The organism is Cloacibacterium caeni (assembly GCF_907163105.1).
Taxonomy (GTDB): domain Bacteria; phylum Bacteroidota; class Bacteroidia; order Flavobacteriales; family Weeksellaceae; genus Cloacibacterium; species Cloacibacterium caeni_A.
On record NZ_OU015321.1, the window covers coordinates 1,651,563 to 1,666,136 of the forward strand.

A 14,574-nucleotide genomic window follows, 5' to 3' on the forward strand; every position below is an offset into this window, starting at 1 on the left:
ATATTCAAAATATTTTATTAATTTTAGAAACACACTAAAACCACATGAATATGAGAACCATAAAACACATTCTTGATAGAAAATCAAGAGAACTCGCCATCATCGAACCTGAAAAAACTGTTTTCGAAGCTTTAAAATTAATGGCAGACAAAAACATAGGCTCTGTTATTGTAATGGATGGAACACGATATCTCGGCATTCTTTCGGAGAGAAATTACGCACGCCAAGTTGTTCTCCTCAACAAAAGTTCTAAGCAACTTCCGGTAAGAGAAATTATGAGAACAGACCTCCCAAAACTTTCTAAAAATGACCCCGTCGAAAAATGTATGGAAATCATGACTCAACTCAATGTGAGATATTTGCCTGTGGTAGAAAATGAAACACTCATCGGTCTAATTTCTGTAAAAGACCTTCTAGACGAAGTTTTATTGCACCAAAAAGACGTCATCGAAAATCTTACCCACTATATCAACACTTAAATTTTTCGACTGAACTAATACCATTTCTCCTCCCGAAATCCATCGGGAGTTTTTTATGGAGTGAGATTTCTAAATTTTATTATATTTGGGAAAATCAGAACACCAGTAGAAATGAGATACACCACATTAGGAAAAATTCCGCAAAAAAGGCATACCATTTTTAAATCCGAAGAAGGGAACTTCTATTACGAACAGCTTTTTGGGACTGAAGGTTTTCACGGAATCTCTTCGTTACTGTATCATATTCACAGACCTACACAGATTAAATCTATTGGAACGCCAAAAGATGTTACTCCCAAAATTGCAGTAGACCGAAACATCACGCCGCGAATGTTTAAAGGTGTACAAATCACTCCCGAAAATGATTATTTAGAAAGTAGAAAAGTTTTGTTGTTAAACAACGATTTAAAAATGGGCTTGGCAAAGCCTAAAAAATCTACTGATTATTTTTACAAAAATGCAGAATGTGACGAACTGCTTTTCGTACATGAAGGAAAAGGCACGCTGAAAACCTTTGTAGGGAATTTAGATTTCGAAAAAGGTGATTACCTTATCATTCCAAGAGGAACGATTTATCAAGTGGAGTTAGAAACTACAGAAAATGTCTTCTTCTTTTTAGAAGCACACTCCCCGATTTATACGCCAAAAAGATACAGAAATGAGTTCGGGCAATTGCTGGAACATTCCCCTTTTTGCGAAAGAGATATTATCGCTCCCACTTTTGTAGAACCCAAAGACGAAAAAGGAGAATTTCTCATCAAAGTAAAAAAAGAAAACTTGATTTGGGATTTTATTTACGCTACGCATCCTTTTGATGTGGTAGGCTGGGACGGTTATTTCTACCCTTATAAATTCAACATCAAAAATTTTGAACCGATTACTGGAAGAGTACATTTACCACCACCCATTCATCAGAATTTTGAAGCGCATAATTTTGTGATTTGTTCTTTTGTGGCAAGAATGTATGATTATCATCCTCAAGCCATTCCTGCACCTTATAATCATTCTAATATAGATTCAGACGAGGTTCTTTTCTACACTGAAGGAGATTTTATGAGCAGAAATCACATTGACTTAATGGATTTTACCCTTCATCCTGGCGGAATTGTTCACGGACCTCATCCTGGTGCGATGGAAAGAAGTATTGGCAAAAAATTCACCGAAGAATATGCGGTAATGATAGATCCTTTCAGACCACTGAAAATCACAGAAGAAGCGATGAAAGTGGAAGATAAAACCTACGCTACCAGTTGGTTAGACACCGAAGAAAATTATTTACACGACAGAAGTCAAGAATAAAATCCCGAATAAATATTTAAAAATTTTATGGGTTAAAAATTCTTATTTTTATGCACTTTAGCACAAAAACAAGTCAATATTATCAAAAAATCAGAACTTTATTTGATAAATCTCATCTTGTACATTCTTCATAAAAATGTAACTTTGGGAAACAGAGAAAATTGAAAAGTTTAGAAACATAAAAACGATTATATTATGTATAATTACGTCACGGCAGAAGAAGCCTTATCACTAGTCCAGAGCAACCAAAGAATATTTTTTCACGGGAGTGCTTGTACTCCTAATTATTTGATTTCGGAATTAGCAAAGCAAGCCCAGAGATTAAGAGATGTAGAAGTGGTTTCCATCACCGTTCAAGGTGAAGTAGAAATCGCAAAACCAGAATATAGAGACAGTTTTTACATCAACTCTCTTTTTGTTTCGGCACCAGTAAGAGAAGCGGTAAACAGTGACAGAGGAGATTTTGTTCCCGTTTTTTTGAGTGAAATTCCTATTTTATTTAAAAATAATATTCTTCCATTAGATGTAGCTATTATTCAGGTTTCACCACCAGATCAGCACGGTTATTGTTCCCTTGGAACTTCTGTAGACGTAGCGAGAAGTGCCGTAGATTCTGCAAAATATGTGATTGCACAGGTAAATCCTAAAATGCCAAGAACGCTAGGAGATTCTATGCTTCATGTGAAAAGAATTGATAAAATGGTGTGGCATGAAACCGATTTATTAACGGTAGATTATGCTGCGAAAGTTTCTGATGATGAAAGAACCATCGGAAAATATATTGCCGAAATGGTAGAAGATAAATCTACGCTTCAAATGGGAATTGGTACGATTCCAGATGCGGTTCTAAGTTCACTACATAATCACAAGGATTTAGGTGTACACACCGAAATGATTAGTGATGGAATCATCGATTTAGTTGCGAATGACGTAGTAAATAATAAATATAAAGGAACACACCTCAATAAAACCATTACTGCGTTTTGTTTTGGGACAAAAAAATTATACGATTTCATAGACAACAATCCTTCATTCCAGTTTATGGATGTGACTCACGTTAATAATCCATCCATCATTAGAAGAAACAAAAAATTAGTAGCCATCAATTCTGCTATAGAAGTAGATTTAACAGGTCAAGTTTGTGCAGATTCTATAGGAACGTATCAATATTCAGGAATTGGCGGACAAATGGATTTTATTCGTGGAGCTGCACTTTCTGAAGGTGGAAAACCTATTATTGCCCTTACTTCTAGAACCAAAAAAGGAGTTCCTAGAATTGTTCCTTACTTAAAAGAGGGAGCTGGTGTAGTAACAACCAGAGGTCATATTCACTATGTGGTAACAGAATATGGAGTAGCTTATCTATACGGAAAAAACATGAGACAGCGCGCAAAACTTCTCATAGACATTGCCCATCCTGATGACAGAGAAATGCTCGATAAATTTTGCTTCGAACGATTTAAATCACACGCATTATAAAATCATAAAACCTATCAAAAAGATAGGTTTTGTTGATTTTTTTTTGTGCGCATCACACAATATTTGTAATTTGGCACATAACAAACTCCAAATAAAAAGAGAAAAATGAGCACACTTACTTTTGCCGAAAAAATAGCGCAGGCAGAGAATTTTCTTCCAATAAATGGAACAGATTATATAGAATTTTATGTAGGAAACGCTAAGCAAGCAGCCCATTATTATAAAACTGCTTTCGGTTTTCAGAGCGTAGCTTATGCAGGACCAGAAACTGGCGTAAGAGATAGAGCTTCTTATGTAGTGCAACAAGGTAAAATAAGATTGGTTCTTACCTCTGGTTTATCTTCGGATTCACCAATTTGTGAACACCAAAGAAAACATGGTGATGGAGTAAAAATTCTTGCACTTTGGGTAGATGATGCCTATAAAGCATTCGAAGAAACCACAAATCGTGGTGCAAAACCTTACTTGGAGCCCAAAACGCTAAAAGATGAATTCGGTGAGGTAAAAATGTCTGGAATTTATACTTACGGCGAAACCGTTCATATGTTCATCGAAAGAAAAAATTACGACGGACCATTTATGCCAGGATACGAAAAATGGGAATCAGATTATAACCCTTCGGATTGTGGATTGCTTTATGTAGACCATTCTGTGGGAAATGTAGGTTGGGACAGAATGATTCCTGTGGTAAAATGGTATGAAGAAGTAATGGGATTTGTGAATATTTTAAGTTTTGACGATAAGCAAATTAACACCGAATATTCTGCACTCATGTCAAAAGTAATGAGCAACGGAAATGGATTTGCAAAATTCCCTATTAATGAACCAGCAGAAGGGAAGAAAAAATCTCAAGTAGAAGAATATTTAGATTTCTACGAAGGAGAAGGAGTTCAGCACATTGCAGTAGCGACCAAAGACATTATAAAAACAGTAACAGAATTGAAAGCGAGAGGAGTAGAATTCCTTTCAGCACCACCAGAAGCCTACTACGAAATGGTTCCAGAAAGAGTGGGAACAATTGATGAAGACATTAAAAAACTTCAAGATTTAGGAATTCTAATCGACTGTGACGAAGAAGGTTATCTTTTACAAATTTTTACAAAACCTGTAGAAGACCGCCCTACTCTTTTCTACGAAATTATAGAAAGACATGGTGCGCAAAGCTTCGGAGCTGGTAATTTCAAAGCATTATTTGAAGCCTTAGAAAGAGAACAAGCCAGAAGAGGCAACCTATAAAAAAATATTAAATGTCTAACCATGAAAAAAATAATTTTATTTTTCACCATCTTTTCATTCGCTTTTTCATTCGCTCAAAAAACGAATACTAGAGATTACGAAGACATTAATGCAAAACTAGACCGACTTTTACGCGAAAGAGAAGTAGAAAAAAGAGTACTGAATGTAAATTTAGAAGGCAAAACCTTTGTCCTGATTCAAAATAAAGGAACTTTGGTATACAAATACGTTGTGAGTTTTTTAGCTGATAAAAACATCAACATTATAGAGCTCATCAACGATACTTCTGCTCAGAGCAAAACAACAAAACTGTATTCTGGAGATTTCATTAGAAATAACAATTACATTTCTGCAAGAGCAGACGTTTTAGAAGGTCAAAAAATTGGCATTCCGCTTACGTACAATTTCATGATTCAAGAAAGAGACGGTATTCTTTTCTTAATCAATATAAACAACAATGAAAAGTGGATTGACACTGCTTTGGTAAAATAAAAAAACAATGAAATATTGCCCGAAATTCTTTTGTTTTCGGGCTTTTTTATATCTTTAAAACAAATTTTAAGACATGAAATCTTTTATAAATTATCCACAAAACTCAGATTTTTCTATTCATAATATTCCTTTTGGTGTAGCGGTTTTTAACAGAGAATACATCGCTTGTTGTACCAGAATTGGCGATTTGGTGATAGACCTCGCTACTTTATACGATTATGGATTTTTTGACGAAATAGAAGGGCTAAATGAAAACGTTTTCGAAGCATACACGCTCAATGAATTTATAGAACTCGGAAAACCGGTAACCAATGCTGTTCGTTTAAAAATTCAGGAACTTTTATTAGAAGGTTCATCGCTTTCTCATGACGAAAAAACCATAGAAGAATGTTTCTATGATTTAGATAAAGTACAAATGATGATGCCACTTCACGTACAGAATTACACAGATTTTTACAGCAGCATAGAACACGCTACCAATGTGGGAAAAATGTTTCGTGACCCTGCAAATGCATTGCTCCCGAATTGGAAACATTTACCGGTAGGTTATCACGGTCGTGCTTCGTCTATCGTGGTTTCGGGAATTAATTTTCACAGACCAAAAGGTCAAATGAAACTTGCAGATGCAGAAAAACCGATTTTCGGTGCTTCAAAACAATTGGATTTTGAGTTAGAAATGGCTTTTGTATTGAATAAAAATACAGAAATTGGCGAAAGCATTTCTACCCAAGAAGCCGAAGATGTAATATTTGGAATGGTGATTTTCAACGATTGGAGTGCTAGAGACATTCAGAGTTGGGAATATGTTCCTCTTGGTCCGTTTTTAGGGAAAAATTTCTGTTCGTCTATTTCACCTTGGGTGGTGACTTTAGAAGCATTAGAACCATTTAGAACTGCATCACCAAAGCAAGAACCTGAAGTTCTAGATTATCTGAAATTTGAAGGAGATAAAAATTTCGATATTAACCTAGAAGTGTATTTGCAACCAGAAAACGGCGAAGAAAACCTAATTTGCCAAAGCAATTACAAATACATGTACTGGAATATGACGCAACAATTGGCACATCACACCATCAATGGTTGTAATGTGGAAGTTGGCGATTTATATGCTTCTGGAACTATTTCTGGAAGTGAACCGAATAGTTTTGGTTCTATGCTAGAATTGACTTGGCGCGGACAAAACCCGCTAAAACTTTCAGATGGAACTGAAAGAAAATTTATAGAAGACCACGACACCATCATTATGAGAGGTTTCTCTGAAAAAGACGGAATAAGAGTAGGTTTCGGAGAAGTAAGAGGGAAAGTTTTGCCAGCTAAGTAAAGTTTTCTAACACATAAGTCACATTAGTTTAAGATAAATAATTGAGAATATGTAGAACACATTAAGCTTTGGAAGCTACATTTTCAAAATGAAAAAATAAATGATTTACATTTAAATGTCATTAACAAAGTGAAAAATTTAACACATAAGTCACATCAGATTAAGAAAAATGATTGAAAATAATTAGAACACATAAAGCTTTAAAAGCTATATTTTCAAAGTGAAAAAATAAATGATTTACATTTAAATGTCATTAACAAAGTGAAAAATTTAACACATAAGTCACATCAGATATACATAAATAATTGAGAATATGTAGAACACATGAGGCTTTGAAAACGATATTTTCAAAATGAAAAAATAAATGATTTACATTTAAATGTCATTAACAAAGTGAAAAATTTAACACATAAGTCACATCAGATTAAGAAAAATGATTGAAAATAATTAGAACACATAAGGCTTTGAAAGCTATATTTTCAAAGTGAAAAACTAAACTAAAATGCTAATAACCCAAAAAATAATAAATGAACTCACCTATAACATTATTGGTGCTTGTATAGAAGTTCACAAATTAGTAGGCCCCGGTTTGTATGAAGCAGTATACCATAAATGCCTTGAAAAAGAATTTACTTTAAGAAATATAAGTTTCAAATCAGAGTTAGAAATTCCTTTTAATTATAAAGGAGAACAAATTGATTGCAAGGTGAAATGTGACTTTTTAATTGAAAATTTAATTGTATTAGAATTAAAATCCGTGAATGACATTCATAATATTCATAAGGCACAAACCATGAATTATATGAACTTATTACAAGTTCCTAAAGCAATATTAGTTAATTTTAATGTTTACAATTTATATAACGAAGGAACGGAAACTTTTGTTAGTAGAAATTTTGAAAATTTACCTAAATGAAAATCTTTGATTTTCAACTCATGTGTTCTAAATATTTTCAAAAAAGCTAAACTCTCGTATGACTAATGTGTTAAAATAGAAATTAATAGAAATGAAAACAATCAATCCATCAGAACTGTCGCCTATGCAAGTGCAAATGATTTTGCAAACGGCTGTTTCTCCGAGACCTATTGCACTGGCTTCTACCATAGACAAAAACGGAAATGTAAACCTTTCACCGTTTAGTTTTTTTAATTTATTCAGTTCTAATCCGCCAATTTTAATTTTTTCTCCAGCCAGAAGAGTTCGAGATAATTCTACAAAAGACACGCTTCATAATGTGCTAGAAGTTCCAGAAGTGGTGATCGGAAACGTGAATTTTGACATGGTTCAGCAAGTTTCTCTTTCATCTACAGAATATGAAACAGGTGTAGATGAATTTGTTAAATCTGGATTAACTAAAAAACCAGCAGAATTGGTAAAACCACCACTCATTGCAGAATCACCAGTGAATTTTGAATGCAAAGTCATCGAAGTAAAACCACTTGGAAACGAAGGTGGCGCTGGAAATTTAGTCATCTGTGAGGTTTTAAAAATTCATATTAAAGAAGAGTTTTTAAATGAAGAAGGAAACCTAGATCAGAAAAAACTAGATTTGGTTTCTAGACTAGGCGGAAATTGGTACGGAAGAACAACTGCAGAAACACTATTCGAAGTTCCAAAACCATTGGTAACCAAAGGAATTGGCTTTGATCAATTGCCTTCAGAAATTAAAAATTCTAGTGTTTTTACAGGAAATGATTTAGGAATGCTAGCAAACGTAGAGCAACTACCTGAAGGAAATTTCACAGCAGATGAAAATTTACATCTAGAAGCGCAAAAACTGCTTTTAGAAGGCAAAATAAAGGAAGCTTGGAAGATTTTGAATATTTAATATTCTTTTCCTTGATGAAAAGAATCAAAAATCAAGACTTCACTTTCTTCGGCTAAAAAAGAATTTAAAATTCTAAAATCCCTGAAACTCTCTCGTCATTCTGACGAGTTCAAACAATAGGAATTTTTAAACGAATTTTGAATTCTTTTTTTTAACGCCTCCGAAACTGAGGTCATTTAAAAAAATCTTCGATTTTTAAAATAAAGTATTTCCTTTGTCATTCTGTAAGAATCTAACCCTTGGAAGTTTATGACTCTATTTACTTTTTCAAAAATTTAATACAATCATTCACTACAGCATTCAGCAAAGTAGGTAATTTAAAATCTAACCACGGTTCTTTGGCTCCAAAAGTATGATTGCCTTTTTTCACCAGAATTAAATCTGAGTTTCCTGCCAAAGAATGTAAATTTTCGGCAGCAGAATACGGAACTGCTTCATCTTCTGAACCGTGAATAATTAAGAAATTTCCTTTAAAATTTTTAACAGCATTTTCTACAGAAAATCTATCTTCGTTTGCTAAGTAATCTTCTAAAAACTGAATATCATGAGGCATTTGTTGCTTGGTTCGGCTGTTGTAATTATAGTTAACACCTTGATTTTTCCATTCTTCTAATTTTTCACCAACAGGAAATCTATTCAGCGTGTCTACACTTGCTAATGTGATGAGGCTTTTGATTTTAGAATTTTCAGTAGCAGAAACAATGGAAATACCGCCACCTCTAGAATGCCCGATTAAGGTAATATTTTCCGCATCTACTCGATTATCTTTGCTAAAATATTCTATTACGAAATTTAAATCACTCAATTCCTTAGAATAATTATTTTGTGCGAAACTTTCTAAATCTGCAAAATCACTTGGATTCTCAAGCGAAGTTCCATTGTGCGAGAAATTAAATTTCACGAAATAAAATCCGTTTTTAGCAAACTTTTCCGCCATCAAATTCCAAGCACCCCAATCTTTATAACCTTTGTAACCATGAGCAAAAATTACGAGTGGTAATTTCTCTTCTTTTTCTGGAACAAAAGCATCAGCCAAAAAAGGTTTGGTTGTAGGATTTTCTAAAACGATATTTTTTTCTGTAGTAAATTTCATAGTTGTAAATTTATAAAAATATGAAGCAACACCCCGTCAAAATTTTGTCAAATTTTGCCAACCTCTCTAAAAGAGGGGAATAAAAAAACCACCGAAATTTCGGTGGTTTGATGATTTGTATTGATTACCAGATTTTAATTCTGTCTTCTGGTTTTTTGTAATGTTTGTCGCCTTCTTTTACACCAAATGCTTTATACCAAGCTTCTGTGTTTACTAGCGGACCAACTGCTCTGTACATTCCTGGAGAGTGCGGGTCTGTTTTCACTTGGTTGATGTAGAATTTCTCGGTTCCTTTGGTTCTCCAAACGGTTGCCCAGCTTAAGAAAAATCTTTGATTTTGGTCGAATCCACTGATTTTACCTGGATTTCCTTTGTCTTTAAGGTACATTTGAAGTGCATCAAAAGCGATATTTACACCACCTAAATCTGCAATATTTTCGCCCATGGTAAATTTACCGTTTACAAAACTACCTTTTACCGGTTCGTAAGCAGAATATTGAGCATCTAACTTCGCTGTAGCTGCTTCAAATTTCTTTCTGTCTTCGTCTGTCCACCAATTGTTAAGGTTTCCATCTCCGTCAAATCTAGAACCACCATCGTCAAATCCGTGAGAAATTTCGTGACCGATTACCGCTCCAATTCCTCCAAAATTTACCGCAGGATCTGCTTTGAAATCAAAGAAAGGCGCTTGTAAAATTCCAGCAGGGAAAACAATTTCGTTATTAGAAGCACTGTAATATGCGTTTACGGTTTGAGGAGTCATTCCCCATTTTGTTTTATCTACTTTTTTACCAATTTTTTCTAAATTTTTCTCATAATTCCAAGTCGTGATGTTTTGTCTGTTTTGGAAATATGAATCTGGACTTACCGTTAATTTAGAATAGTCTTCCCACTTATCTGGATAAGCGATTTTCACTTTGAATTTTGATAATTTATCCAATGCTTTCACTTTAGTCTCATCACTCATCCAATCAAGGTTTGAGATATGGTCATGGTATGCTTTTTTAAGATAATCTACCATAGTTACCATTTCTTCTTTGGCTTCTGCAGGGAAATATTTTTCTACATATAATTTACCGAAAGCTTCACCCAAAATACCATTTACTACTTCTAGTCCACGCTTGTTCATAGCACGTTGTTCTTTTTGACCTTGAAGGAATTTTCCGTAGAAATCAAAACGCATATCGTCTAGTTTTTTGTCTAAAACTCCTGCGTTTCCAGAAAGCATGTGGTATTTCATGTAATCTTTTAACAGAGGAAGATTCGCTTCGTTTACGAAAGCATCAAAGTTTTTAAAATATCCTAGTTCTCCTAGAATTACTCTATCAGTTTTTACGCCAACTTGATTTAGGTATCCTGCTAAATCTACATTTTTAACCAAACCAGAAAGTTCTGAAACAGTTTTAGGATTGTAACGCTTATTAGCATCTCTTCCTTCTTCGTTGGTTAATAAAGTTTTTGCTAATCTCTTTTCTAAATCTACAATTTTTGTGGCAGTCTCATTTGCATTTTGATACCCCAAAACTGTCAACATGCTCGAAACATACTTGGTGTATTCTGCAAGGGTTTTTGCATTGGCTTCGTTTTCTTTTTGATAGTAATCTTTTCCTAAACCTAAAGCTGGACCGCCAAGATAAATCGCATTATCATTAGACGCTTTAAGGTCTGCTCCTACTCTCCACATATAGAAAATATTATCGCCATTTGGAGTAGCTTCTACCAAATATTTTTGTAAATCTGCTACCGTTTTAATAGCATCAATTTTCGCTAAATCTGCTTTTATTGGGTTAATTCCGTCTGCATTTCTCTTGTCCCAATTCATGAAAGAAGAATACAAATCTTGAATTTTTTTGCCTTCAGTTCCTTCTGCATATTTCTCCGTCAAAATATTATTCAAAATGGCTAAAGAGTTTTCATCTGTTTTCTCACGAAGTTCATTAAAACTTCCCCAACTTGCTTTGTCCGAAGGAATTTCTACTGTTTTTACCCAGTTTCCGTTTACATAAGTGAAGAAATCATCTTGTGGACGAACTGAAGTATCCATAAATTGAAGAGCAATTCCGTTTTCTGGTAATTGTTTTTGTGATGCACATGAACTTACTGTAAGTACAGCAGCTGCAGCCATCACTAGAAAAGGTACCTTTTTCATATGAAGTTATTTATTATTTTTTTTAGGTCATATGCAATCGCTGAACATTCTTTGATGTTTGTATTTTTCAACATGGCGATTTCATATATAGTTCATTATTAATTGTTCAAATTTAATAAAATCATCAGTTTTATTATGATTAGTTGATAAAAATTTGAATTTGTTTCAATAGACTTCATAAATAATAAAAAACCACAGAAAATTCTGTGGTTATAAGGTTTTTTATGTTGAGAAAAATTTGGTTTCTTACCAGATTTTAATTCTTTCTTCTGGTTTTTTATAATGTTGGTCGCCTTCTTTCACTTCGAAAGCGTTGTAGAATGCTTCTACATTTACCAACGGACCAAAAGCTCTGTATAAACCTGGTGAATGCGGATCTGTTTTCACCTGATTAATCATGTATTTTTCTGTAGATTTAGTTCTCCAGATGGTTCCCCAACTTAAGAAAAATCTTTGATCTTGGTTGTAACCACTGATTAATCCTGGATTTCCTTTGTCTTTAAGATACATTTGCAATGCGTCATAAGCAATGGCAACTCCACCTAAATCTGCAATATTTTCGCCATTGGTAAATAATCCGTTTACGAAAGTTCCTTTTACTGGTTCATATTTGCTGTATTGTTCTGCTAATTTTTTAGTCGCTTCTTCGAAGTTCTTTTTATCAGCATCAGTCCACCAATTTTTAAGGTTTCCGTCTCCATCGAACATTGCTCCTGAATCATCAAATCCGTGAGAAATTTCGTGGCCAATTACCGCTCCGATTCCTCCAAAATTCACTGCAGGATCAGCTTTGAAATCAAAAAAAGGCGCTTGTAAAATCGCAGCCGGGAAAACGATTTCGTTATTTACTGGATTGTAGTAAGCATTTACCGTTTGAGGAGTCATTCCCCACTCTTTTTTGTCGACTTTCTTGCCTACTTTATCTAATTCTTTTTGATAAGCCCAATCTGCTACGTTTTTAAGATTTCCGTATAATGTTCCACCTTCATTTTTAGAAAGTACTTGTAATTTAGAATAGTCTTTCCACTCATCTGGATAACCTACTTTTACCGTGAATTTTGATAATTTATCTAAAGCTTTCGTTTTGGTTTCATCACTCATCCAAGAAAGATTAGAAATATGCTGAACGTAAGATTTTTTAAGATAATCAATTAAAGTTACCATTTCTGCTTTTGCTTCGGCAGAGAAATATTTATCTACATATAATTTCCCGAAAGCTTCACCAAGAACACCATTAATGGTAGAAAGTGCACGTTTGTTCATCGCGCGTTGTTCTTTTTGTCCACTCAAAGTTCTTCCGTAGAAATCAAACTGCAAATCGTCTAATTTTTGGTCTAAAACAGAAGCGCTTCCGTTTAATAATTTCACTTTTAAGAAATCTTTGATAAAAGGTAAATTTTTAGCATTCAAAAATTTATCTAAATTTTTATAATACTCCAATTCACCAATGATTACTCTGTCTGTATTTACACCAGCGTTTTTAAGATAAGATGGTAAATCTATATTTTTCACTAAAGATTTTAACTCTGACAATGTCTTCGGATTGTATTGAAGATTAGAATCTCTAATTTTTTCATTAGGGATTAAAGTTTGAGCGGCAGTTTTCTCAAAGTCAACTACTTTTTGAGCTGCAACTTCTGGATTTTTATAACCTAAAACCGTGTATAATTTGGTTAAATAATCTTTGTATTGACCGATGGTTTTGGTGTTTTCTTCATTATCTTTTTGATAATAATCTCTTCCTAAACCAAGGTTTACATCTCCCATGTAAACTGCATTATCCGTAGAATTTTTAAGGTCTGCATAAACTCCCCATCCATAAAATGGATTATCTCCAGTTTTGGTAGCTTCTACTAAATATTTTTGTAAATCTGCCATCGTTTTAATGGCATCAATTTTCGCTAAATCACCTTTAATAGGAGCAATTCCGTCTGCATTACGCTTATCCATATCCATGTAAGTAGCGTAAATATCCTGAATTTTTTGACCTTCAGTTCCTTTAGCATAAGTTTCTTTCAATAAATTGTCTAAAATTTTAAGAGAATTTAAGTCTGTTTTTTCTCTTAATTCATTGAAACTTCCCCAGCTTGCTTTATCCGCAGGAATCTGAGCCGTTTTCATCCAAGTTCCATTTACGTAGTTGTAAAAATCGTCTTGCGGACGAACAGATTTGTCCATCAGTTCAATGGCAATTCCGTTTTCTGGAAGTTCTGCTGGTTTTAATTCTTCGATTGGAGCAGGTGTAGGTTCTGTAGTTGCTTGTTTCTGAGTGCCACAAGAATCTAAAATGAGCATTCCTGAAAAAGCCAACACAGCGATTGATATTTTTTTCATTTCTGTATGATTAATTAATGATGAATAAGTACAAATTTATAAGAAATTGTTACGTTTTAAAATCAAAAAAGCCAAAGTTTAAAACTCTGGCTTCGATTTGTTTATTTGAAAGTGATCTTTCCGCCTAAAACATTTTTGGTATTTCTGTCTTTGGGAGAACCATAGACGTCTATATTTCCGCCTGCTCTAGTTGTGGCATTAAGGATTTTAGAGGCATATACTTCTGCAAATCCACCTGCATTAGCAGTGATGGTAACGGTTTCTGAGTCTAAATCTCTTCCGTAAAATTGTGCACCAGAATTCACCAAAACATCTTGAATTTCTGCGGTTCCAGACACATTAATGATACCACCAGAATTGGCTTTAGAATTCAATAAATTCACATCTACTTGTAAATTTAGCGTAGAACCTTCGTTGGAAGTAATGCTGAGCATTTTGCTATCTATTGCTCCATCAGAAGTAATTTTAGAACCTTGACTGGCTTGAATTTCGTTAATATCTTCATAGAAAACAGTCACTTCAGCTTTGTCACCTTGCATAAGCTTAGTAGGAATCATTCTGATTTTGAGTTCCCCATTTTTATTGACAATTTCCACATCTGGATCATCACCTTTTACCTGAATTTTATTTTCACTGGATTTTACAAGGGTTACATTAATTCTATCATAAACCTTTACTGCGCTGAAATCTCCAAAATTTTTGGAAGTTTGAGAATAAGCTACCTGAACCAAAAGAACTAGGAAACTAAAAATTATTTTTTTCATAAATAGATATTTTTTTTAAAGGTCTTATGGAATCGCTGTACATTCATTGATGTTTGAACTTTTTCATCATGGCGATTTCATTCTACATTATTTTAAAGA

At 33.9% G+C, this 14,574-nt stretch carries 12 protein-coding genes; 8 read left to right on the forward strand and 4 right to left on the reverse strand.

Annotated elements, in window-relative coordinates; translation table 11 throughout:
* The first annotated feature begins 50 nt into the window (after nt 1-50).
* From KKQ76_RS07525 to KKQ76_RS07560, 8 genes are all read left to right on the forward strand, one after another.
* Nucleotides 51-479 carry a CBS domain-containing protein gene (locus tag KKQ76_RS07525; RefSeq protein WP_213196614.1) on the forward strand — a complete coding sequence of 143 codons (429 nt, stop codon included), beginning with the start codon at nt 51-53 and terminating at the stop codon, nt 477-479.
* Nucleotides 480-590: 111 nt separating this feature from the next.
* Entirely contained in the window at nt 591-1,778 is a 1,188-nt protein-coding gene (locus tag KKQ76_RS07530; RefSeq protein WP_213196615.1) for a homogentisate 1,2-dioxygenase, read from the forward strand.
* 195 nt (nt 1,779-1,973) lie between these two features.
* The gene (locus KKQ76_RS07535; protein ID WP_213196616.1) at nt 1,974-3,257 is read left to right on the forward strand and encodes an acetyl-CoA hydrolase/transferase family protein; all 1,284 of its coding nucleotides are present in this window, start codon (nt 1,974-1,976) and stop codon (nt 3,255-3,257) included.
* Nucleotides 3,258-3,362: 105 nt separating this feature from the next.
* Nucleotides 3,363-4,493, forward strand: a complete 1,131-nt coding sequence (gene hppD / locus KKQ76_RS07540) for a 4-hydroxyphenylpyruvate dioxygenase (RefSeq protein WP_213196617.1) — start codon at nt 3,363-3,365, stop codon at nt 4,491-4,493.
* A 21-nt stretch (nt 4,494-4,514) separates the two neighbouring features.
* A complete protein-coding gene (locus KKQ76_RS07545; RefSeq protein WP_213196618.1) occupies nt 4,515-4,985 on the forward strand; it encodes a hypothetical protein in 471 nt (156 codons plus the stop codon).
* A 73-nt stretch (nt 4,986-5,058) separates the two neighbouring features.
* Nucleotides 5,059-6,306: a fumarylacetoacetase gene (gene fahA, locus KKQ76_RS07550; protein ID WP_213196619.1), complete on the forward strand. Its 1,248-nt coding sequence runs from the start codon at nt 5,059-5,061 to the stop codon at nt 6,304-6,306.
* A 502-nt stretch (nt 6,307-6,808) separates the two neighbouring features.
* Nucleotides 6,809-7,222 carry a GxxExxY protein gene (locus KKQ76_RS07555; protein ID WP_213196620.1) on the forward strand — a complete coding sequence of 138 codons (414 nt, stop codon included), beginning with the start codon at nt 6,809-6,811 and terminating at the stop codon, nt 7,220-7,222.
* Nucleotides 7,223-7,313: 91 nt separating this feature from the next.
* A complete protein-coding gene (locus KKQ76_RS07560) occupies nt 7,314-8,135 on the forward strand; it encodes a flavin reductase family protein (protein ID WP_213196621.1) in 822 nt (273 codons plus the stop codon).
* A gap of 259 nt (nt 8,136-8,394) precedes the next feature.
* On the opposite strand, the gene KKQ76_RS07565 is transcribed toward KKQ76_RS07560, so the two are convergent.
* The 4 genes from KKQ76_RS07565 to KKQ76_RS07580 form a co-directional block, all read right to left on the reverse strand.
* Entirely contained in the window at nt 8,395-9,228 is an 834-nt protein-coding gene (locus KKQ76_RS07565; protein ID WP_213196622.1) for an alpha/beta hydrolase family protein, read from the reverse strand.
* A 124-nt stretch (nt 9,229-9,352) separates the two neighbouring features.
* On the reverse strand, nt 9,353-11,353 hold the full coding sequence (locus KKQ76_RS07570; protein WP_394369379.1) for a M13 family metallopeptidase: 2,001 nt from the start codon (nt 11,351-11,353) through the stop codon (nt 9,353-9,355).
* A 270-nt stretch (nt 11,354-11,623) separates the two neighbouring features.
* A complete protein-coding gene (locus KKQ76_RS07575) occupies nt 11,624-13,711 on the reverse strand; it encodes a M13 family metallopeptidase (protein ID WP_213196624.1) in 2,088 nt (695 codons plus the stop codon).
* A 101-nt stretch (nt 13,712-13,812) separates the two neighbouring features.
* On the reverse strand, nt 13,813-14,475 hold the full coding sequence (locus tag KKQ76_RS07580; protein WP_213196625.1) for a head GIN domain-containing protein: 663 nt from the start codon (nt 14,473-14,475) through the stop codon (nt 13,813-13,815).
* Between the last annotated feature and the right edge of the window lie 99 nt (nt 14,476-14,574).